A 22,801-nucleotide genomic window follows, 5' to 3' on the forward strand; every position below is an offset into this window, starting at 1 on the left:
GATCACTCCTCTATATACTCTGTCCATAAAATATTAACACTTCACTACTTTACAAGGAAATATTTTGTTTCAAGATTACAAATCAACTATCGTAGCACCAGATCCTCCGGAACTAGCTGGGGCGTAACCAAATGACTTAACACGTGGATTACGTTGCAAGTATTTAGTAACACCTTTTCTAATGACACCAGTTCCGAATCCGTGCACGATCGTCACTTGATTGTAACCTGCTAACAAGGCCGAATCGATATAACTATCTAATTCAGTCATTGCTTCTTCATATCTCTTACCACGAAGATCCAACTTACTTGATAGGCCAGAACTCTTAGTTCTCTTGACCATTGTTGGCTTCTTTTCAGTCTCTTCAGGCTTGGCATTGGTTTTCTCCAACTCATCACCTGAGAATTTCATCTTCAGAATTCCCAATTGCACTTCGTATTGATCATTCCTATCTTTGCGAACAATCGTACCGATCTGACCATATGTAAGAGCTTTGACTTCATCGCCGACCTTAAGAGCCTGTTTACGTTTATTACGTCGGAGCACTTTATTCTTCTTGACTGTCTCGTCTTGATGGAGATTCTTCAATCCAGTTTTGGCTGATATGATTTGATCTTCCTTAACAGCCACACCATCTTGTTCCAACTTACGTAAACGAGCAATAATCTTGTCAGATTCCTTACGTGACTTAGAGATGATCTGATTAGCACGTACCTTGGCAGCTTGGATCTCTGAATCTTTTGAATTATTCAATTCAGTACGCTTTTGTTCATAATCATCTTCGATCTGTTTGTTGCGAGTTAATTGAGATTCCAAATCTTCGTTCTTCTTCTCAAATTCCTTACGGCGGTTCTCAAGATCTTTGATCATATTGTTAAGATCTTGGCTCTCGCCACTCATCAAACTCTGACCACGATCTACTACATCACGATCCATACCTAATCGAGAAGCAATGTTGAAGGCATTACTTGAACCGGGAATACCGATCATCAAACGATAAGTCGGCTTCAGAGATTTCTCATCGAATTCCATACTTGCATTGATCGTATCCGTTGTATTGTAGGCATATACCTTCAGTTCAGGATAGTGAGTCGTTGCCATGATGACACAATCAGACTTCGATAGTTTTTCCAAAATAGCAATCGCAATTGCAGCACCTTCTTGAGGATCAGTACCAGCACCTAACTCATCGATCAAGACTAAACTACGATCTGAAACCTTGTGCATGATGTTGATGATATTATCCATATGAGACGAGAACGTACTCAAATTCTGTTCAATCGATTGTTCATCACCAATATCTACAAAGATCTCATCGAAGACAGCAATTTTGCTTTCTTCATGAGCTGGAATAAATAATCCTGCTTGAGCCATTGCCTGAATCAAACCTAAAGTCTTCATGGTAATAGTTTTACCACCAGTATTAGGACCAGTAATTAACATTGTCTTGTAGTCATCGCCGATCTCAATATCGTTAGCTACTACACGTTCAGGATCAATCAAGGGATGCTTGGCTTCTCTCAGATCAACTACGTGATCTTCAGATATTAGCGGTTCAGTTCCCTTGATCTCATTGGCGTATTTTGCCTTAGCATTGACTAAGTCAAACTCACCTAGAACTTCATTATTCTTAACGATATCATCGATCTCTGGGCGGACTAGATCAGACAATTGATTCAAAATTCTGATTTCTTCGAGTTTTTCTGATGTCTGTGAGTCATGAAGACGATTATTAAGCCCTACAACCGCTTCTGGTTCAATGTAGAGTGTTTGTCCACTAGCACTTTGATCATGGACGACACCGCCAAATTTGGCACGATACTCGGTTTTTACGGGAACAACGAATCTATCATCACGTAAAGTAACGATTGCTTCAGTTAGATACTTCGTACCCTTACCACGAGTGTAACGTTCCATCGCACTTCTTATTTCAGCATTTAAGCGACTGATCTGTTCTCTGATGTACTTAAGATCATCAGATGCAGTATCTAATACACGACCAGTATCATCCACTGACTTAGTAATTCTAGTAGTTAAACTAGGATTATCGATCAATTTTTCATTTAAATCATACAGTTGACGAAGATCGACCTCGTCATCTTTTAATTTTTCAAAGAATTCTTTTAATTCACTAGTATTTTTTAAGACTTCACCAATCGAAGCTAATTCTGTTCCGTTAAGATTTCCATCTTTTTTTAATCGGTTAGCCTGATCATGCAGATCAGCTAATTTTCTAACCGGAATTTCCCCTTTGAGACGGACGATATCCATTCCGTCTTTTGTTTGGTCGATCAAACGTTGAACGATCGACTCAACTGACATAGGCATAAGCTTCTTGAGAAGTGTCTTTCCACGTGAAGTAATTAAGAATTTGCCAATTTCAGCTTTGATCTTGTCAAACTCTAACACGTTTAAAGCTTTATTATTCATATCTACTCCCTATACGTATAAAAGAAGGCTGAAACAAAATAAATTGTCTCAGCCCAATTATTAATTTTTATATCCATAAACCAGTTAACATCGAGGTTAAAACTGGCGTGCTTCTAATCATTGTTGAAGCTATAAATGAGTGTTGCAAAGCATTTTGAATCCCACTGACGGGAATCATTGCGAGCAGCAAAAGGACCATAAATAACGTTACATACGTAACTAGTAATCCTAGGATCCCACCACTCAACAAATTAACATCATTGAACATTGGATAATAAGTCAGACGTTTAAAATACAATCCTACAAAACGTACGATTATCCATCCAATGAAGCACACAAAGATAAAAGCAAAAGCACGATAAAATGCATCATCCAATTCCATTCCCACTTTAGTTGAGAAGAAAGCAAATTCACTTCCTAAACTAGCAGAAGGATAAGGAACAATCATTTCAAATTTTGGTCCTAATGCTCTGAAGGACACCATAGCGATTCCAAAGAAAATCGCATATCCAACTGTAAAAAATGCTTGCATAACTAGTCCACGTCGGGCACCAACGTAAAAACCATAGACTAAAAATAAAATAAGTAACAGACTCAGCATTATATCCCCTTAATAAAAAGTTCCAAAAACCATGGATCAACAAATAAATCGATCCATGGTCATTGATAAACTATTGATCTTGACCGTCATCTGACGTAAAAGTATTCAAAACTTCTTGAACCATGTCCCATTCTTCTGGGTCTTCAATTGGTAGAAGATCTCCGGCAGTAACATCGCCGTTTTCATCTGGTTCAAACGAGTAAGCTTGAAGTTCTACTTCGTCAGAATCCTCATCTGCTTTGGGATATAGGAAGACATAAGACTTACCATAATCCTCTGAATCAAAAGTAAAGAGAATCTTGTAAACTTCTTCATTACCTTGATCGTCACTTAATGTAACTTCATCCAAATCTTTTGGTGATTCTGGATTTTCATTCATAAATATCACCTCAAACAGGCACACAGCCCGATTATTCCTTCGTTAATTTACCTTTTGCATCGAGATAATTTTGTAAGATCATCTCTGCTGCAATCTTATCGATAACTTTTTTTCTTTTACCGCGCGAAACATTTGCTTCATCGATCAACATTCTTTCAGCTTGAACAGTTGTTAATCTTTCGTCAATAAAATCAATTGGTAAGTTAAATTTATCTTCTACCATTTTCCCATATTCACGAGACTTCTCAGCTCTTGGGCCCTCGGTATTATTCATATTCTTAGGTAATCCCAAGACAACACCTGTTGCTTGTTTTTCCTTGATGATTTCACCGAGTCTATCCAAACCAAATTCCTCTTTATCCTCATTGATTCGAATAATCTCTACACCTTGAGCAGTCCATCCCAGCAAGTCACTTGCAGCTACACCAACAGTTCTGGAGCCGACGTCTAATCCTAATAAACGCATTATTTGTCCTGGTTGAGATAACTCTTAACTAATTCTTCGATTATCTCATCTCGTTCATGTTTTAGGATCAAGTTTCTAGCGTCATTATGACGTGGAATATAGGCAGGATCTCCTGATAATAGGTATCCAACAATTTGATTAATTGGATTATAGCCTTTCTCTTCTAGAGATTGGTAAACACTTTGCAATGTTTCTTTGACGTCCTTGCCTTTGTTTTCATTAAAATCAAAACTCATTGTTTTATCAAGTGAACTCATGGCAAACCTCCATATAGCAAAAATTTAAGTGACCAGAAAGATTCATTACAATTATAGCCCACTTTAATAAGATTTAATAACATCTTTGGCTAATTGTAACGCATTTGTAAGACCAGCGGGATTTTTACCACCGGCTTGGGCCATATCGGGACGGCCGCCACCGCCACCTTGAATCTCTTTGGCAATCTTTTTAATTAGATCTCCAGCTTTAACGCCGCGACTTTGAGCATCTTTACTTACAGCTACGACCAAACTAGCCTTCTTATCGGCACTACCACCTAATACCAAAATATCAGATGTCTGATCATTCTTCCATTTATCAGCTAATTGTCTCAACGCTGCCATATCAGCTGGAATGACATTAGCAATAACCTTGAAGTCATTGATTTCATCTACTTTGTTGAAGACTTCAGCTGATTTTTGACTTGTAAGTTTTAGCTTCAAGTTTTGGTTATCACGAGTCAAAGCTTTGTTTTCGTCAACTAATTGTGATGCACGAGCAGGCACATCTTTCAATTGATTGACTTTCATATTCTTTGCTGTTTCTTGTAATAATTGCAATTGATTGCTTAGGTATTCGAAGGCTTCTTCACCGGTAACGGCTTCTACTCTACGAATACCTGAACCAATAGCTGATTCTGAAATAATCTTAAATAGTCCTAATTCAGAAGTATTTCTGGCATGTGTACCACCACAGAATTCAACTGAATAGTCATCGATTTCAACGACACGTACAATGTCACCGTACTTTTCGCTGAACATTGCGATTGCGCCCTTTTTCTTCTTAGCCTCTTCAATTGGCAATACTTCGGTCTTAACTGGAATAGCATCCCAAATCTTTTCATTTACGATCTTTTCAAGTTGACTGATTTGATCTGATGTTAGAGCTTGATTACTGTTAAAATCAAATCTCAAGTAACCTGGTTCAACTAATGAACCGGCTTGATGTGTTCTCTCACCAACAACTGTACGCAATGCTTGATCTAACAAGTGGGTAGCAGTGTGATTGTGACGAACCTTTTCACGGAATTCACCATCGATCTTCAATTCATATTCAGTATTCTTATTCAAAGCACTTGAAACATTGACGATATGAATGTTTTGACCATTAGGTGCATGTTGAACATCAGTAACTTCAGCTACTTGATTACCGTTCATATCATAGATACCACCGATATCAGCAACTTGTCCACCCATCTCAGCATAGAATGGTGTCTTGTCAAAGATCAATTGAGCTTGACCCTCGCTAACAGATTCTACTTCGGAGTCATTTACAACAATATCCTTCAATGTAGCCTTGATCTCATTGTTATCATAACCAACGAACTCACTTGGAGTTTTGATTTCCATCAAAGTTTCATCTTGCATACCCATTGATTGTAAATTTCCACGAGCTGAACGAGCACGTTGCTTTTGCTCTTCCATGTTTTCTTTAAATCCATCTTCGTCAACTTCAAGTCCTTCATCATGAGCGTACTCACGAGTCATTTCTAATGGAAAACCGTAAGTATCGTAAAGTTTGAAGGCATCAGCACCATCGATGACTTTTTCATTATTCTTATGAAGAGAGTCAATTATACCATTTAATAGTGATAAACCATCATTTAAGGTTTCAGAAAAACGTTTCTCTTCTAATTCAATAGTTTGAGCAATAAAGTCCTTTTGTTGGCTAACTTCTGGATAGTAACTCTCCATGATTTGACCAACGATTGGAACTAGCTTGTACAAGAATGGTCCATCGATCCCTAACTTCTTACCATTAAGAACCGCACGTCTGATCAAACGTCTGATAACATATCCACGTCCTTCATTAGAAGGCAATGCACCGTCACCAACAGCGAAAGAAACAGTTCTAGCGTGATCGGCAATGATCTTGAATGAAACATCATCTTGCTTACTTGCACCGTATTTACGACCATCACTTAATATTTCAACATGGTCAATAATTGGCTTGAATAAGTCAGTTTCAAAGTTAGTCTTTGTACCTTGAAGAATGGAAACTAGACGTTCTAGTCCCATCCCCGTATCAATGTTCTTATGTGGTTGTTCTACGTACTTGCCACTTGGCAAATGATTTAGTTCTGAGAAGACAATATTCCAAACTTCTAGATATCTTTCGTTTTCTCCACCAGGATAATTCTCTGGATCATCTTCAGCCAAATTATTGAAGCTTTGACCACGGTCATAGAAAATCTCTGAATCAGGACCACAAGGACCTTCACCGATATCCCAGAAGTTATCTTCGATCTTTAAAATATGATCTGGAGCAATTCCGACTTCTGCCCAGAGTTTTTGAGTTTCAGTATCCTTAGGATAAGTCGTTACGTATAGAAGATTCTTATCCATATCTAGCCATTCAGGACTTGTTAAGAACTCAAAGGCCCAAGGGATAACTTCCTTCTTGAAGTAATCACCAACTGAAAAGTTACCAAGCATCTCAAAGAATGTTTGGTGACGTGCAGTTTTTCCGACATTTTCAATATCATTAGTACGAATACACTTTTGAGCATTAGTGATACGTGGATTCTTAGGAATCACTGTACCGTCAAAATACTTCTTCAATGTAGCAACACCTGAGTTGATCCACAATAATGTTGGATCGTTAACTGGTACTAGTGATGCACTAGGTTCAATCATATGACCTTTTGTTTGAAAGAAGTCCAAAAACATCTTTCTGATTTCAGCACTTGATAAATTTTTCATTTTTACTCCCCTTAAAAAAAGAGAAAACCGTTGCATGTCCAAGGACGCCACTGCGCGGTACCACCTTGTTTGCAACGATTTTCGTTAGCCTCTCAACAAATTATTTATTTACATTTTAACTGGCAGCATCTGACGACCAACAACCTAGGCATTCACACCAATAGCCCTCTCTGATAGGATTGACAGTCAGATATATCCAATGAAAATATTAACTACCGATTGAAAAAAAGTCAACTACTAACTTTTACGACGTTTGTCTCGTTGTGCTTTCATAGCTTGACGATTCTTAATTCGGTTCTTTTGACGCTTATCAGTTGAAATAGCTTGTCTAATCTTTTTCTTATATCCAGGTTTTTTCTTTGTTTTTTGTTTTTTAACGAATCCAACTAATTTTGGATCAAGTTTTTCTTGAGTAGCATGACGTTGCGTACGACGGTCTCTGTCATACGCTTCAACGATCTCACCATTCTTCAGATCCTTTGGCAAGAACTTGATACCCATGTGTTCCAATTCAGCAATCTTGTTCTCTTCACCAGGATTGTACAGAGTGATTGCGATACCTGACATCTTGTTACGACCAGTTCTACCAACACGGTGGATAAAGAAGTCCAAGTCATCAGGAATCTCAGCATTAATAACGTGAGATACACCATTGATATCAATTCCACGCGCAGCCAAGTCAGTTGCAACAACGAATTGATATTCCATATTCTCAACTTGTTTCATGACCCGTTTTCTCTCACGAGGTGTCAATCCACCGTGAATTCTAGCTACCTTCAAGCCCTTAGACTTCAAGTAATTGTAGATTTCATCGACAGACTTCTTCGTATTGGCAAAGATCAAAGCTAAATATGGTGAGCCCAGAGTCATTAGTTGATAGATCATTTCTTTTTTGTCACGACCGTGAGCAAACATTAGCCAGTTCTCAACGTTCTTGGCAATAACGTTAGAATTCTTGATCTCTACACGTTGAGGACCCTTCATGTACTTCTTCAAGAAAGGTTCCAGACGTTGTGGGATCGTAGCTGAGAAGACCATCATTTCATGGTTCTCAGGCATCTTACTTGCAATGTGATCGATGTCATCTAAGAAGCCCATGTCCAAAGTCATATCAGCTTCATCAACAACGAAGCGTTCAACGTCATCAACGTGTAAGTCGTTTTCGCGAATCATATCCCACAATCTACCTGGAGTACCGATAGCGATTTGAGGTTGATGTGCTTCCAGCTTTCTCTTTTGACGATCACGATCAGCACCACCGACGTAAATAAAAGCGTTGTATTCTTCTGGATAATTCTTGAGGATAGCTTGTGTATCTTCATATATTTGATAAGCCAATTCTCTACTTGGAGTAGCGATCAATGCTTGAACAGTCTGCTCTTTAGTAATTGAATTCAAAATTGGCAATAAGAAGGCATGTGTCTTACCAGAACCAGTTTCTGATTGAACAATTATATCTTTCTTCTTATTAATAAGTGAGATCACAGCTTCTTGAACTGGTGTTGGTTCGTCGAAGTGTATCTCCTTTAGCGATTTATTGATCGCATCATTAAAATTATATTGTGAAAATTTAGTCATCTATTCACCTTTCGATTTGAAATCTTGAACGATTTCAATCAATTCCTTAAACATTTGGTTTACTTCATCCAAATTCTTAGCGTTGGCACCACTAGCTAATGGATGTCCACCGCCATCATGTTCTTTTGCCAAGCCATTAATAACTGGTCCTTGAGAACGTAGGTGCATTCTAAAAGTGCCATCGTCCTTTTGAACCGCTTCAAGCCAAGATGTTACTTCGTGCAAACGTCCTGGTGTTGAAACTACAGAATTAGCCTTTTCTTGATTAATTCCTAATTTCTTCATTAAATCTAAGTCGATAACAGCAACTGCAGCGCCTGACTTATCAACTTTTAAGCGATTAAATAATTCACCTTGTAGTTTGGCTTGTGCCAAAGTAATTTCATTCATACTTTGATTTATACCAGAAAAATCAATTCCTAGACTAACTAATCTAGCAGCAATATTCAATGTATGCTCAGTTGTAGATGGGTACATGAAGCGACCAGTATCACCTACTATACCAGCATATAAATAATACGCAACGGATTTGGTCAAAGTTAGCTCTTCAGTTGAATCAATTAAGTCAGCAATGATTTCTGAACAAGAACTTGCATCTGTGTTAACAAATAACTGATCACCGTATGCTTCATCGTTGGGATGATGATCGATCTTGATCAAAAAGTCACCGTTGTTAAAACGATCATCATCAACACGCGGTGTATTAGCAGTATCAACAGAAATAACCAAGGCTCCATTATAGTCGTCATCGCTCACTTCGTCCATTGTTGACAGCCACTTTAGACCTTCAGCGTTGTGACCACCGATCAAGATTTTTTTATCTGGATAGGCTTCACGCAAAGCTGTAGCAAGTCCTGTTTGTGAACCTAAGGCATCAGGATCTGGATTCTGATGGCGTAAGATAACAATCTTATCATACTTTTTAATTGTTTCGATAATATCTGAAAAACTATTCATTGATTTCCCTCCGGATTAAATAAGTTTAAAGAAACTTCCTCATAAGATAACGGATCTAAATTGGTAAGTGTAATACCAAGCAACCTGATCTTTTGATCACTTATGTCTAATTTATCATAAATCTCTTTGGCAATACGATATATTTCACCTTTATCCTGAACATAATCTTGAAATGTCATACGCTTGGTAACCGTTTCGAACTCCGAGTTACGCAATTTTAGAACCACCGTCTTGCCATGTTGACGTTGCTTTTTTAAATCCTTACTAACTAAATCAGCCAAAAATTTTAATTCTTTTTCAACTTGTTCTTTTAAAACTAAGTTTTGATTATAGGTTCTTTCACGTCCAATGGACTTTCTGACCCGATGTCCTTCTACTGGAGCATCATCAATGCCATGCACACGTCTGAACATGACATAGCCCATCTTACCAAATGTATTAATGAATACATCTTGATCCAAGTTCTGTAAATCTCCACCGGTATAAATATCCATATCATGTAACTTCTTCTGCATCGCCTTACCGATACCATTGAACTTTTCAATTGGAATGGGCTTCAAAAAATCTTCGGCATATTGTCCTAGAATGATCGTCCGACCAAATGGTTTACGATAATCCGATGCCATCTTCGCCAAAAACTTATTGTAAGAGATCCCGACTGAACAAGTTAAGTGCGTTTCCCTGACAATTTTTTGTTGAATATAGTTAGCAATCTTCAATGTATTGGATTCGTTCAACTTATTCTTAGTTACATCAAGATAGGCTTCATCTAATGCAACCGACTGATAATTATCCGTTACTTCCGCAAAAATACTGTGAATATAATTGGAAGTTTTACGATACAATTCAAAATTTGGTGGAACAATAATTAATTTTTCGCGTGGAATCAATTCAATTGCTTGTTGAGCCGGCATTGCTGAATGTGCACCGTATTTTCGTGCATTGTAATTAGCGGTAGTGACGACACCATGATGATGATTCTTTCTAGGATCAGGTGCAACGATCAGACATTTCTTCTTATATTGGGGATGTTCGCGTTCTTCCACAGAAGCGAAAAAAGCATCCATGTCAACATGGATGATCTTTCGATTCTCTTCAATTCTAATTGGTATCTTTAAAAATCCGATAGTTTAACACCACCTAGCCTAGTCGTCCCAGACCCATGAATTACCATCACGTTCTAGCAATGTATCAGCTGCTTCTGGACCCATTGTTCCACTAAGGTAGTTAGGGAAGTCAGGTTCTTCAGCATCCCATTGCTCTCTAATAACATCAATATACTTCCAAGTACTTTGTAATTCGTCCCACAAAGTAAAGTGGACATGATCTCCAGCCAAGATATCGATGATCAAACTTTCATAGGCTTCACGAGCATTGTCGAAGTAAGTCTTATCTTCTGGGAATTTGATAACTTCTTGATTAGCTTCAAGATAGTCGATGCCATTAACTAAGATACTGTGACCATCTTCAGGCTCAATCAAAAAGCTAACCGTTGTGTTGGCTTTGATGCCCAATTCTGCAACTTTGTCATTAAAGACAATATCAATTCTTGATGACTTAGCAGGCATACGTTTACCAGAACGAACATAGAATGGTACACCATTCCAACGTTCATCATCGAATTCGATCTTACCTGCTACGTAAGTTTCAATATTTGAATCTTCGGCGACTTTATCTTCATCACGATAGGCTTTTTGGTCGCCTAAATTATCAGTATCATATTGGCCACGGACGAAGTCCTTATCAACTTCATCAGGTTGTAGAACCTTCAAACTAGCAAACAAGTCTGTCTTAACCTTATGAACCGCTTCAGCACTTAATTCTTCAGGCTTGTCCATCGCAATCGAACCGATGATCTGCATAATGTGATTTTGAACCATATCACGCAAAGCTCCTGATGTTTCGTAGTAGCCGCCACGATCTTCAACACCTAATGATTCACCCAAAGTGACTTGGATGTTTGAAACATACTTACTATTAAGTGCTTCCTCAAACTTAGGATTCTTCAGACGAATATTAGAGATCTCTTGGATCATCTTCTTACCTAAGTAATGATCGATACGATAGACTTCATCTTCTGGGAAGACTTTTGTTAGTGAGTCATTCAACTCTGTAGCACTTGCTAGGTCACGACCGAATGGCTTCTCGATAACTAAACGATTGTAACCTCCTTCAGTCTTCAAGCCTTCTGACTTGATGTGTTCTGCTACTGTACCAAAGAATCTTGGTGCAATTGCCATGTAGTAAACACGATTGTGACCCGCATCGAATTGGTCATCTAACTTAGCAGCCAATTCCTTCAATGCAATATAATGTTCTGAATCATTGACATTGTGTGATTGATAGAAGAAGTGTTTGGCAAACTCTTCCATCTTGTCCTTGTCATCATCAATGTCCTTAAGTGAGGCTACAACTGTTTCGCGGAAGTATTCATCGCTCCATGGACGACGTGCTGTACCGATCACAGCAAAATGATCTTTTAACATTCCAGCTTGATACAAACGATATAGTGCAGGATAGAGTTTTCTGTGAGCTAAGTCACCAGAACCTCCAAATATAATAAAAATTGCTGATTTTTCTGTAGCCATTTTCCAAACCCCTTTAGATAACGTCATTAGTTATATTTTACAACATGTACAATTAAACATCTGTAATATTGTCTTTTTAGTCTTTGTTTTTTAATTACCGAACTAATACTAAACCTTAGAGCATACTTTAAGGCAAGAAAAAAGATTGAAATTTTCACATTTCAATCTCAAATAACTATTTTTCTTCAGCTTTATCGTCTGATTCAGCCTTTTCAGTTGATTCAGTGGTTTCTTCAGTCTTTGTTTCTTCCTTTGAAGCGTCATCAGTTTTTTCTTCTGCTTTGGCTTCTTCAGGTTTAGCTTCTTCCTTAGGAGCTTCTTCGGTCTTTTCTTCAACCTTTGCTTCTGGCTTATTCTTTCCATCTGATGCCTTAACTTTGTCACCAGGTGTAGCTTTACGAATAAAGTTCAAATCAAATGTTAAATAAATACCATCACAATCAACAACAACTTCTTTGTTGTCACGATCGATTGATGCGATGCTTCCCTTGATACCACCAAGTGTAACAACTTTGTCGCCTTTACCCATTTGATTAAGCATTTCTTGACGTTTTTGTTGTTGCTTCTTTTGTGGACGAATAGAAATAAAGTACATACCAACGAACATGATCACAATAAATACTAAGAAAATCGTTGATGATCCACCTGCTGCAGCGCCTAATGTTAAATAATTCAAATTTTCCACCTCTTAATAGTTTACATACTTATATGGTATCAAAAATTTATTATTCAAACCACATACATTGCCTTTTAATTAAAAATAATCTTAGAAATTTCGTGCATTTTCTTTATTTAGACCATATTCCTCAAAAACATGTTCTCTAAATTCTAATAAGTTATCATCTCGAATGGCTTGACGAACGCCCTTCATCAAGTTCAATAGATAATAAAGATTATGATAACTAGTTAAATGTGTACCAAATAATTCATTAGCATTAATTAAATGACGAATATAAGCCCGACTGTAGTTACGGCATACATAACAATCGCAATTTTCGTCTAATGGACGGAAATCACGAGCATACTTAGCATTTTTAATAACCAAGCGACCCTTAGTTGTCATACATGTACCGTTTCTGGCGATTCTAGTTGGCAAAACACAATCAAACATATCAATACCACGGATTACACCATCAACTAAGGCATCAGTTGATCCAACGCCCATCAAGTACCTAGGCTTGTTTTCAGGTAATAGTGGAGCGGTGAAATCAAGTACATGATTCATTTCTTCCTTTGATTCACCAACTGATAATCCACCGATCGAATAACCTGGGAAGTCCATGCTTACTAGATCGGCAGCACTCTGCTTACGCAAGTCTTCAAAACCAGCACCTTGAACGATTCCAAATAGTGCTTGCCAATCAGGATTACGATGAGCTTTGAGACCACGTTCAGCCCAACGACTAGTACGCTCGACTGACTTCTTGATGTAATCATAGCTTTCGAAGAATGGCGGACATTCGTCCAAACTCATCATAATATCTGGTCCCAAATAGTTTTCGATCTTAATTGCCTTTTCAGGTGACAAAAACTCTCGACGTCCATTTAAATGATTCTTGAAATGAACTCCAGCTTCTGTGATATCACGCGTATTAGCTAATGAAAAAACTTGGAAACCACCAGAATCAGTTAAGATACCTTTGTCCCAATTCATGAACTTGTGCAATCCGCCAGCTTCTTTGACGATATCCTCACCTGGTCGAAGCCATAAGTGATAAGTGTTAGCTAGGATAATGCTGGCTCCGATCTTATCCAAGTCTTCTGGAGCCATGTTTTTAACTGAAGCTTCTGTACCAACTGGCATGAACATTGGGGTTTCAAAAGTACCATGCGGTGTTTCTAGTTTTCCAAGACGTGCGCCAGTGTGTTTTTCTTTTTTGATTAAAGTATATTTAACAGCTGGTTCCATGTATTCCCCTCTCAATTTGAAAAGCTACCAAAGTCAAATTTACCGACTTTGTTCACTCTCTCTATTTAATAAACATTGCATCACCGAAACTAAAGAAGCGATACTTCTCTTCGATGGCGTGTTCATATGCGTTTAAAATGTTTTCTCTACCAGTAAATGCAGCAACTAGCATTACCAATGTTGACTTAGGTAAATGGAAGTTAGTAATGAATTCATCAACTACTTTCCACTCATATCCTGGTTTAATGAAGATATCTGTCCAACCACTATCGGCTTTGATTTCACCATTGAACTTAGTTCCTATTGTTTCTAAGGTTCTGATCGATGTTGTTCCGGTAGCGACGATCTTGCCACCATTCTTACGAACTTCATTCAAAGTCTTAGCCGAATCTTCGTCCAAACGATAAAACTCTGAATGCATGACATGTTTACTAATATCTGATTCAGTCACCGGTCTAAATGTTCCTAGACCAACGTGGAGAGTTAAATAAACTAGCTTAACGCCTTTTTCTTGAACCTTTTCTAGTAAGTCCTTTGTCCAATGCAAACCAGCAGTTGGTGCAGCAGCTGAACCATTCTCTTTAGCATAAACCGTTTGATAACGATCAGGATCATCTAGTTTTTCCTTAATATATGGAGGGAGAGGCATCTCACCTAACTTCTCCAATATTTCTAGAAAAATACCGTCATAATGAAATTCAATGATCTTTCCACCATGTTCTAGTTCTTCCAGAACAGTAGCCTCAAGTTGACCGTCACCAAATTTAACTTTTGTTCCAACTTTGGCACGGCGAGCTGGTTTCATTAGAACTTCCCACTTGTCACCTTCAGTATTATTCAACAACAATACTTCTTCGTGACCGTCAGTATCTTCCTTAGTACCATACAAGCGAGCTGGTAAAACACGGGAATTGTTCATAACCAAAGCATCCCCGGGATTAAGATAATCTAAAATATCATAAAAATGCTTATCTTGATATTCGCCTGTTTCATGATCCAAAACTAGTAAACGTGAGTGATCACGATCTTTGATAGGTGTTTGTGCAATTAGTTCTTCTGGTAAATTATAATCAAAATCTTCGGTTGTTAATGTCATTCTTCTATTCTCTCTTTTCTGGATAAGCATAACCTAAATGTTCATAACCTTTTTTGGTTACGATTCTTCCTCTTGCCGTACGCTTCAAAAATCCCTTTTGCATCAAATATGGTTCATAGACTGATTCAATTGTTTCCTGATCTTCACCGATATTAGCGGCAATCACTTTAATACCCAGTGGTCCGCCACCATATAACTCGATCATCATCGACAGAATCCGACGATCCAGACGATCCAATCCAGCGTCGTCAACTTGTAATTGATTCAAAGCCGATTCGGCAATATCGTAATCTATCATGTCCTTACCTGCTACTTGAGCAAAATCACGAACACGCTTTAGCAATCTATTAGCAATTCTCGGTGTACCTCTAGAGCGGCGTGCAATCTCATGTGCGCCTTCCTCATCAACATTGATATTCAAAACTCCGGCGGTTCTGAAAACAATCTTCGACAATTCTTCTTCAGAATAATACTCCATATGAATATCAATTCCAAATCGATCACGTAGTGGTGCTGATAACTTACCGGAAGTAGTTGTCGCACCGATCAATGTGTATGGTACTAATTCATGATGAAGTGAACGTGATTCAGTTCCTTGACCAACGATTATATCGATATAAAAATCTTCCATAGCTGAATACAGTACTTCTTCAATTGCGCGAGGCATACGATGAATTTCATCAATAAACAACACGTCACCTGGTTCCAATTCATCTAAGACAGCGACTAAATCACCTGACTTCTCAATTGAAGGTCCTGTTGTTGTATGGATATTTACTCCCATTTCATTAGCAATGATCATTGCTAACGTTGTTTTACCAAGCCCAGGAGGTCCGTAAAGCAATACATGATCTAGCGTTTGTTGACGCTGCTTAGCAGCTTTGATATATACTTCCAGTTCTTTTTTGGCTTTTTCTTGACCTAAGTATTGATCGAAAGTTTGGGGACGAATGGTTTGTTCCGCCATATCTTCAGCTTCATTCAAAGCATCTGCATCAGTTAAACGATCATTATCATTTTCCATTGGCTAACCTCCTTATTATTTAGTTAACAATCTAAGTCCAGCACGCAAATAAGCATCAGCTGAATCTAAGTTTTCTTTTTGTAGTTTTGGTTTGATCCTAGTTATATCACGAGCAGTATAACCAAGTGATTCCAGAGCCAACATACCATCTTCTAGTTCTTGATTACCAGAACTAAGCGGTGTCGGATCTTCACCAAGGACCATCTGTCCTTGAGCTGACATCTTTCCACCCAGATCCAAAATAATCTGTTGAGCCGTCTTCTTACCGATCTTAGGAAATCTGGTTAAGAATTTTACATCGTTATTTTCGATGGCTGAGATCAAGCCATTTAAATCTTGCCCTGCCAAAATAGCTAGTGCACTCTTAGGACCAATGCCCGATACACTAATCAGATGCAAGAAAATACGCTTCTCATTGATATCATAAAATCCATACAGAGATTGCTCATTGTCACGAACGATTTGTTCGACATAAACTTTGGCTTTCTCATCTTGTTGATAACGGTACGGATTAGCAACTTGCACCTTGTAGCCAATACCATTCACATCTACTACTACATAAGTTGGATCAATATAAGTAATTATTCCATTTAAATATTCAAACATAATTATTCACTTTCTCTAGTGTCATGAGGATCTTGAATTCGTTTGAACATCTTCTCAAGATCTTTATTACTAAATTCTACCAATACTGGACGTCCATGTGGACAATTATATGGATTTTCTGCTTTAGTCAAATTCTTCAGCAATGAAATTGCTTGAACCTCATCCAAGTGGTGGTTTGCCTTGATTGCTCGTTTACAACTCATCATAATTGCATTCTTCTCACGAAAGGCCGCTACACTGATCTTAGAATCATTTAGGACATAATCGATCATTTCTCGAATCGTTGATTCTTCCTGACCTGGAACAAACCAAGTGGGATGTGTATTAACGACAAAACTGTTTTGACCAAAATCTTCTAAATACAACCCGATACTCTCTAAGATATCCTTTTTTTCACGGATCAGAATACTCTCCGAATTAGGATAATCCAACACGATTGGAACTAACAAACGCTGCTGATCATCGGATACTTTTCCGATTTCTTTACGATAGTATTCGTAATTGACCCGTTCTTGCGCCGCATGTTGATCAACTAAATAAAAACCATCTGGACTTTCCGCAACCAAATACGTTCCATGGATCTGACCGATATATCTCAAATCAGGGAATCCAGTGGCGTTATCTGTTGAATTAGCATTATCATCTAAGACTGAGACTTTCTCAGCCTGTTCTTGTTTCATCCGTTCATCCCAAGATTTGAGATGTTCAGGGTCATCAAATATCGGTGTTCCTAACAATTGCTGGTCTGACTTTTCCACTTGTGGATCGTTCGCCTCATCATCTGGGGCTTTCTCCGGTAACTTTGTGGGCAAGGGTTCACTGATTTGATTCATCAATGCCAAATCGTCAAAGCTGATCTGCTCTGACTTATAACTAACTTTGGGTTTTTGATCGACAGTTGTCTTGCGGTTCAAGTTCTTGACGGCATCGGGAATAAGATTCTGTGTGGATAACTTATTCTTGATTCCTTCACTGATCAAATCAGCAATATGACCCTCATTAGTTAATCTAACTTCTTGCTTAGTTGGATGCACATTAATATCCACAAGACTAGGATCTAAGCCAATATCAATCACCGCAATGGGAAATCTGCCGACCATCAGTTTAGAACCATAACCGCGAATAACCGCATTAGCTAATTGGTAATTTCTGATGTAACGTCCGTTCAGGATCAACGAGATATATGAGCGATTAGACCGCGTTGTATCAGGCTTTGAAAAATATCCCTTGATCGTATAATCTTCATCAGAATTTTCGAATTCCATCATATGACTAGCGATCGTACGTCCATAGATTCCGGCAATCGTTTGTTGCAAATTACTATTTCCCGAAGTCCAAACAATATCCTTACCTTCATGAATCAAACGAAAGGAAATTTCAGGATGTCCCATTGCTAGTCGATCAACAATATCAACGATCTTGTTTAATTCAGTATGTAGTGACTTAACGTACTTCAATCGTGCCGGTGTATTGAAAAATAAATCTTCTACTGTGATCGTTGTTCCGATCGAACGAGCGTGAGTCTCCTTATTTAATAAAGTATTACCTGCAAATTCAGCTCGAACAGCTGACTTACCATCAGTACTAGTTACAACGGTCAACTTAGATACTGAGGCGATACTGGCAAGAGCTTCACCACGAAATCCTAAGGTTATGACATTAAACAAATCATGATCGGTGGAAATTTTGCTAGTCGTGTGAGGTTGAAATGCGATCTCAACATCATCGGCAGCTATACCTACACCATTATCGTTGATTTCAATTGACTTGAGACCAGATTGTTTAACGGTTATCAAAACTTGTGTCGCCTTAGCATCGATTGAGTTTTCAACTAATTCCTTAACAACTGATGCTGGTCGTTCAATAACTTCACCTGCCGCAATTTGATTGCTCAATTCAACTGGCAATTCATGAATCAACCCCAACTTTTCCACCTTCTTTTATTTAAGTTCTTTTTGCCATTTATATAGTAGATTGATAGCGTCAATTGGTGTCACGCTCATCAAATCTTGATTTTGTAATTCAGTAACAACTTTTTTCTCACCCTTGTTCAACTTATCCTTAGGCTTAGTATCAAGTTCAGGGAAAAGTGACAATTGTGATTCTACTTCTGGTTCACTAATTTTATCATCAACTGGTACTTGTTTTGTAACTTTGGCCTTTGGTTCTACCGTCTTTTCAACCTTAATACCTTTAGGAGCAGTATCTTCCAAACTGCTCAAAATCGTATCAGCACGTGTCAAAACTTCATCCGGCAATCCAGCCAATTTAGCGACGTGAATACCGTATGATTTATCCGCAGGCCCAGGTAAAACCTTGTGCAAAAACACTAAAGTTCCATTCTCTTCTGAAGCATCCACATGTACATTTTTCACACCTGGCAATTGGCTCTCTAGTTCTGTTAATTCATGATAATGTGTCGAAAACATTGTCATCGCCTTAACGTTCTTGTCGATATATTCAATAATCGCTTGAGCAAGTGCCATCCCGTCATAAGTGGCCGTTCCACGACCGATCTCATCGAAGATGATCAAACTATTCTTCGTGGCATTCTTCAAAGCATCGTTGGCTTCACGCATTTCGACCATAAAAGTACTGTCACCCGAGATCAAATCATCGGCCGCACCAATACGAGTAAATATATGATCAAAGATCGGCATCGTCGCAGATTCAGCCGGAACGAAGCACCCCATCTGTGCCATAATGACCGTCAATGCCATTTGACGCATGTAAGTACTCTTACCAGACATATTAGGTCCAGTTATCAACAGAATATCAGTCTGATTGTCGAAAGTTACGTCATTAGGAATATAACTGTTGTTGCTGAGAACTTTTTCCACAACCGGATGACGTCCGTTAACGATCTTCAGATCATGACCATCGACAAACTTAGGTGCTACATAATGGTAGGTTTCACTGACCACAGCAAAACTCTGTAATACGTCAAGCTGTGACAAGATATTAGCTAAAGCTTGAAGACGTCTGATTTGATCCTTAACCGCTGTGCGGATCTTAGCAAACAATTGATGTTCCAATGCCTGCGACTTATCTTCCGCTTCAAGGATCAAAGTCTCTTTTTCTTTTAATTCAGGCGTAATGTATCTTTCAGCGTTGGTCAAAGTCTGCTTACGTTGATAGCGGCCTTCAGGAACCTTATCGATATTCGACTTCGTTACTTCAATGTAATAACCGAAGACCTTGTTATAACCGATCTTCAAGTTGCTGATTCCTGTTACTTCTTGCTCTTGCGCACGAAGTTCAGCGATCCACTTCTTACCGTTCTTAGACGCATCAGTATACTTATCGAGTTGTTCATTATAGCCTTCCTTGATAAGTCCACCACCAGTAGTTGAAATCGGCGGTTCATCGACGATTGCCTCTTCAATTAACTTACGAACATCGTTCACGTCATCGATCTGTTCAATATAAGCATCCAGATCGTAGTCGCCAATGTCTAAAAGAATCTCTTTGATCTTAGGAACTTGTTCCAAAGATGTTTTCAATTGGATCAAGTCACGACCATTAACTGTACCGTAAGCAACACGACCAGCTAATCTTTCGAGATCGTACACTTTAGTCAAGTAATCTTGAAATGATGAACGTTGGAAATAATTATCCAAGAAAACTTGTACGATGTGTTGACGTTTTTCCAGTTCTGTTTGATTCAATAGTGGTCTAGCAAGCCATTGTTTTAATAAACGACCACCCATTGCTGTCTTTGTTTCATCTAATAACCACAATAGAGTTCCGGATTTTTTATTTGTTCGCAGGTTTCTAAACAATTCCAAGTTGCTCTGGGCAGTGTGATCCATAGATAAATAAGCCGTTGTCTTGTATGTCTCAGCAGCCTTCAAATGATCCAATGATCGCATCTGTGTTTCGACCAAATAACTGATCAATGTCTTGACGGTATCAACCTGCAGTTCTTCTGTCACATGACTGTAATCAAATGCAAAGTTGTTATCTAAACCATCGATAGTAGAAACAAGAATTCCTATCTTCTTGATCGGATCCAAATACTTCTGTGGAAAATCACTATTAACAACTGTTTCTTTTGTATTTAAATTTTGTAGTTCATTGATCAAGTCCATCGAATTATCAACCGATGTGACTTTGACTTCACCTGTCGAAAGGTCCGCATAGGCTAACCCAAAACGATTCTTCTGGCGATTGATCGCAGTAATATAATTGTTTTCAGTCGCTTGATTGGCTGATTCATCCATGATCGTACCAGGAGTTACCACTCGGGTAATGCCACGTTTGACCATCCCTTGAGCTAACTTAGGATCTTCCAGTTGATCACAAATGGCAACCTTGTAACCTTTATCCACAAGTGTATCAATATAACCTTGAATAGCATGATGAGGCACTCCACACATGGGAATATCCTCATCGGCTTTTTTATTTCTCGACGTCAATGTCAGTTCCAATATTTGTGAACCCTTAATGGCATCGTCATAGAACATTTCGTAGAAGTCACCAACACGGTACAACAAAAAAGCATCTGGATATTCTTTCTTCATATCCAGATATTGTTGCATCATCGGTGTTTCTTTAGTTTTTTGTGGCATGAATTTCCTCCACCATTGTAATTAATTTAAAAAGTTAAAAAGCTTTGATTATCCGGACTAATAACATAATTCTTAATGCTACGAGCATAGTTAGTTTGATCATTAATATCGATCACACAAAAGCCAATTTGCATCCGTCCGTCTTCATCAACATCGAACTTAGTAGGACGTTGTGTTAAAAATCTTGTAATGATCGGTTCATCTTTGACACCCAAGATTCCATCATATGAACCAGTCATTCCCACATCAGTCAAATAGGCTGTCTTCTTATCAAATACACGGGCATCGTTAGTTTGAACGTGCGTATGTGTACCGACAACTGCTGATACTCTACCCGTTAGATACTTAGCAACTGCAATCTTCTCACTAGTAGTTTCCGCATGAAAATCAACAAATTTGACTGCATCTTTATCCAACGTTGGTAGTAATTTATCAAACGCCAAAAAAGGATTATCCAAAGGCTGCATCAAAGCAGTACCTTGCATATTGATAATGTAGACCTTCTTTTGATTGACTTTTTTTTCGATTATTCCACGTCCGGGAACATTATCACCTGAGAAATTATACGGACGCAAAATGTTCTTCTTGGGATCATCTATAAAGTCTAATACCTCTCGCTTATCCCAAATATGATTACCGCCAGAAACAACATCTGCTCCAGCTACTTGAATTCTTTGATAGTCGTCAACTTTGATACCCTTGCCACCATTGGCATTTTCACCATTTACGATCGTCAACTGTGGCTTAACCTTTTGCTTGATCTTAGGCAAATAATTCTCCACCGTCTTAAGACCAACATTACCAACGACATCTCCAACGAAAAGTATTTTCATTATATAAAATTCCCCCATCTTTACCTATGATATTGTATCAATATTGATGAGAATTAAAAAGCGAGTGTGCTCACAACACACAAAAACACTTCTGAAAATTCAGAAGTGTCGAAAATCTAAAACATTTGTAATATTGGCACTACAATGATCGGTACTAATAAAGATGGTAACAAGTTTAATACACTGATCTTTTTGATTTCTAACAGTCCCAATCCTGATGCTAAAATCAAAATTCCACCGACAATAGTCAACTCATTGATCATGCTAGTATTGATCGACCCTTGCAGCAAAAAGGCAATCGCATAAATACTGCCTTGCCACATGAAAACGGCAATTGCTGCTAAAGAGATACCTAGACCAAAAGTCGAAGCCAAAACAATCGATGTGATCCCATCAAGCATTCCATTAGTAAATAAAAATGTGTAATCCTGTTTCAAAGCCGCTTCGATTGGACCTAAGATCGATAGTGATCCAATGCAATATAATAAGATAGCTGTTGCAAGTCCTTCAGCCAGATTACCGCCAGAAAACTTACCAACTAACTTATCAAATCTTGACTGCAGATCTATCCACTGCCCGAATAATCCACCGACAGCTAAACTAACAATAAACAACACTGGGTACTTACTTCCAGGCATGTGTTCGACTACTGCATTGATTCCTATAACCATTGCGGCCAAGCCCAATCCTTGTGTTAAAATCTTTTGAAATTCAGGTTTTATCCCCTTGTGCAAAAATCTTCCAATGACACTCCCAAGTATGATCATCAGAACATTAAAAAAAGTTCCTATCATAAAATCGTT

General features: G+C 38.3%; 19 protein-coding genes. All 19 read right to left on the reverse strand.

The annotated features are described in order from the left end of the window. Positions 1-75: 75 nt before the first annotated feature. On the reverse strand, positions 76-2,430 hold the full coding sequence (locus U8519_RS03695; protein ID WP_334328990.1) for an endonuclease MutS2: 2,355 nt from the start codon (positions 2,428-2,430) through the stop codon (positions 76-78). A gap of 67 nt (positions 2,431-2,497) precedes the next feature. After that, a complete protein-coding gene (locus tag U8519_RS03700) occupies positions 2,498-3,031 on the reverse strand; it encodes a CvpA family protein (protein ID WP_334328991.1) in 534 nt (177 codons plus the stop codon). A gap of 70 nt (positions 3,032-3,101) precedes the next feature. Then, complete coding sequence (locus U8519_RS03705; RefSeq protein ID WP_125565582.1) at positions 3,102-3,410, reverse strand: DUF1292 domain-containing protein; 309 nt, start codon at positions 3,408-3,410, stop codon at positions 3,102-3,104. A 31-nt stretch (positions 3,411-3,441) separates the two neighbouring features. Beyond that, a complete protein-coding gene (ruvX, locus tag U8519_RS03710; protein ID WP_334328992.1) occupies positions 3,442-3,876 on the reverse strand; it encodes a Holliday junction resolvase RuvX in 435 nt (144 codons plus the stop codon). Next, the gene (locus U8519_RS03715) at positions 3,876-4,133 is read right to left on the reverse strand and encodes an IreB family regulatory phosphoprotein (protein ID WP_076613517.1); all 258 of its coding nucleotides are present in this window, start codon (positions 4,131-4,133) and stop codon (positions 3,876-3,878) included. Before U8519_RS03715 ends, ruvX begins: the two co-directional genes overlap by 1 nt. A gap of 63 nt (positions 4,134-4,196) precedes the next feature. Then, positions 4,197-6,836, reverse strand: coding sequence for an alanine--tRNA ligase (gene alaS, locus U8519_RS03720; protein WP_334328993.1), 2,640 nt, complete (start codon positions 6,834-6,836; stop codon positions 4,197-4,199). Between the two features lie 237 nt (positions 6,837-7,073). Next, complete coding sequence (locus U8519_RS03725; protein ID WP_334328994.1) at positions 7,074-8,414, reverse strand: DEAD/DEAH box helicase; 1,341 nt, start codon at positions 8,412-8,414, stop codon at positions 7,074-7,076. Then, positions 8,415-9,371 (reverse strand): DHH family phosphoesterase, encoded by a 957-nt coding sequence (locus U8519_RS03730; protein ID WP_334328995.1) that lies wholly within the window; start codon positions 9,369-9,371, stop codon positions 8,415-8,417. Next, positions 9,368-10,498, reverse strand: a complete 1,131-nt coding sequence (gene dinB, locus U8519_RS03735; protein WP_334329501.1) for a DNA polymerase IV — start codon at positions 10,496-10,498, stop codon at positions 9,368-9,370. The genes U8519_RS03730 and dinB overlap by 4 nt, the downstream gene beginning before the upstream one ends. A gap of 18 nt (positions 10,499-10,516) precedes the next feature. Next, the gene (gene zwf, locus U8519_RS03740) at positions 10,517-11,959 is read right to left on the reverse strand and encodes a glucose-6-phosphate dehydrogenase (RefSeq protein ID WP_334328996.1); all 1,443 of its coding nucleotides are present in this window, start codon (positions 11,957-11,959) and stop codon (positions 10,517-10,519) included. A 175-nt stretch (positions 11,960-12,134) separates the two neighbouring features. Further along, positions 12,135-12,635: a preprotein translocase subunit YajC gene (gene yajC, locus U8519_RS03745; protein WP_334328997.1), complete on the reverse strand. Its 501-nt coding sequence runs from the start codon at positions 12,633-12,635 to the stop codon at positions 12,135-12,137. A 90-nt stretch (positions 12,636-12,725) separates the two neighbouring features. Beyond that, entirely contained in the window at positions 12,726-13,868 is a 1,143-nt protein-coding gene (gene tgt, locus U8519_RS03750; protein ID WP_334328998.1) for a tRNA guanosine(34) transglycosylase Tgt, read from the reverse strand. Between the two features lie 61 nt (positions 13,869-13,929). Beyond that, the gene (gene queA, locus U8519_RS03755) at positions 13,930-14,964 is read right to left on the reverse strand and encodes a tRNA preQ1(34) S-adenosylmethionine ribosyltransferase-isomerase QueA (RefSeq protein ID WP_334328999.1); all 1,035 of its coding nucleotides are present in this window, start codon (positions 14,962-14,964) and stop codon (positions 13,930-13,932) included. 4 nt (positions 14,965-14,968) lie between these two features. Then, positions 14,969-15,988 carry a Holliday junction branch migration DNA helicase RuvB gene (gene ruvB, locus U8519_RS03760; protein ID WP_334329000.1) on the reverse strand — a complete coding sequence of 340 codons (1,020 nt, stop codon included), beginning with the start codon at positions 15,986-15,988 and terminating at the stop codon, positions 14,969-14,971. 15 nt (positions 15,989-16,003) lie between these two features. Next, positions 16,004-16,594: a Holliday junction branch migration protein RuvA gene (gene ruvA / locus U8519_RS03765; protein WP_334329001.1), complete on the reverse strand. Its 591-nt coding sequence runs from the start codon at positions 16,592-16,594 to the stop codon at positions 16,004-16,006. Between the two features lie 2 nt (positions 16,595-16,596). Continuing rightward, positions 16,597-18,519 carry a DNA mismatch repair endonuclease MutL gene (mutL, locus tag U8519_RS03770; protein ID WP_334329002.1) on the reverse strand — a complete coding sequence of 641 codons (1,923 nt, stop codon included), beginning with the start codon at positions 18,517-18,519 and terminating at the stop codon, positions 16,597-16,599. Positions 18,520-18,534: 15 nt separating this feature from the next. Continuing rightward, entirely contained in the window at positions 18,535-21,165 is a 2,631-nt protein-coding gene (gene mutS / locus U8519_RS03775; RefSeq protein WP_334329003.1) for a DNA mismatch repair protein MutS, read from the reverse strand. Between the two features lie 26 nt (positions 21,166-21,191). Then, on the reverse strand, positions 21,192-21,998 hold the full coding sequence (locus U8519_RS03780) for a TIGR00282 family metallophosphoesterase (protein ID WP_334329004.1): 807 nt from the start codon (positions 21,996-21,998) through the stop codon (positions 21,192-21,194). Positions 21,999-22,114: 116 nt separating this feature from the next. Beyond that, positions 22,115-22,792: a DUF554 domain-containing protein gene (locus tag U8519_RS03785; protein ID WP_334329005.1), complete on the reverse strand. Its 678-nt coding sequence runs from the start codon at positions 22,790-22,792 to the stop codon at positions 22,115-22,117. Between the last annotated feature and the right edge of the window lie 9 nt (positions 22,793-22,801).

Origin of the sequence: Companilactobacillus sp. HBUAS59699 (assembly GCF_036913575.1) — a bacterium.
Lineage (GTDB): Bacteria > Bacillota > Bacilli > Lactobacillales > Lactobacillaceae > Companilactobacillus.

Coding starts and splice junctions, on each gene's coding strand:
- U8519_RS03695 (WP_334328990.1), bottom strand. CDS start 2,430: ATGAATAATAAAGCTTTAAACGTGTTAGAGTTTGACAAGATCAAAGCT.
- U8519_RS03700 (WP_334328991.1), bottom strand. CDS start 3,031: ATGCTGAGTCTGTTACTTATTTTATTTTTAGTCTATGGTTTTTACGTT.
- U8519_RS03705 (WP_125565582.1), bottom strand. CDS start 3,410: ATGAATGAAAATCCAGAATCACCAAAAGATTTGGATGAAGTTACATTA.
- ruvX (WP_334328992.1), bottom strand. CDS start 3,876: ATGCGTTTATTAGGATTAGACGTCGGCTCCAGAACTGTTGGTGTAGCT.
- U8519_RS03715 (WP_076613517.1), bottom strand. CDS start 4,133: ATGAGTTCACTTGATAAAACAATGAGTTTTGATTTTAATGAAAACAAA.
- alaS (WP_334328993.1), bottom strand. CDS start 6,836: ATGAAAAATTTATCAAGTGCTGAAATCAGAAAGATGTTTTTGGACTTC.
- U8519_RS03725 (WP_334328994.1), bottom strand. CDS start 8,414: ATGACTAAATTTTCACAATATAATTTTAATGATGCGATCAATAAATCG.
- U8519_RS03730 (WP_334328995.1), bottom strand. CDS start 9,371: ATGAATAGTTTTTCAGATATTATCGAAACAATTAAAAAGTATGATAAG.
- zwf (WP_334328996.1), bottom strand. CDS start 11,959: ATGGCTACAGAAAAATCAGCAATTTTTATTATATTTGGAGGTTCTGGT.
- tgt (WP_334328998.1), bottom strand. CDS start 13,868: ATGGAACCAGCTGTTAAATATACTTTAATCAAAAAAGAAAAACACACT.
- queA (WP_334328999.1), bottom strand. CDS start 14,964: ATGACATTAACAACCGAAGATTTTGATTATAATTTACCAGAAGAACTA.
- ruvB (WP_334329000.1), bottom strand. CDS start 15,988: ATGGAAAATGATAATGATCGTTTAACTGATGCAGATGCTTTGAATGAA.
- ruvA (WP_334329001.1), bottom strand. CDS start 16,594: ATGTTTGAATATTTAAATGGAATAATTACTTATATTGATCCAACTTAT.
- mutS (WP_334329003.1), bottom strand. CDS start 21,165: ATGCCACAAAAAACTAAAGAAACACCGATGATGCAACAATATCTGGAT.
- U8519_RS03780 (WP_334329004.1), bottom strand. CDS start 21,998: ATGAAAATACTTTTCGTTGGAGATGTCGTTGGTAATGTTGGTCTTAAG.
- U8519_RS03785 (WP_334329005.1), bottom strand. CDS start 22,792: ATGATAGGAACTTTTTTTAATGTTCTGATGATCATACTTGGGAGTGTC.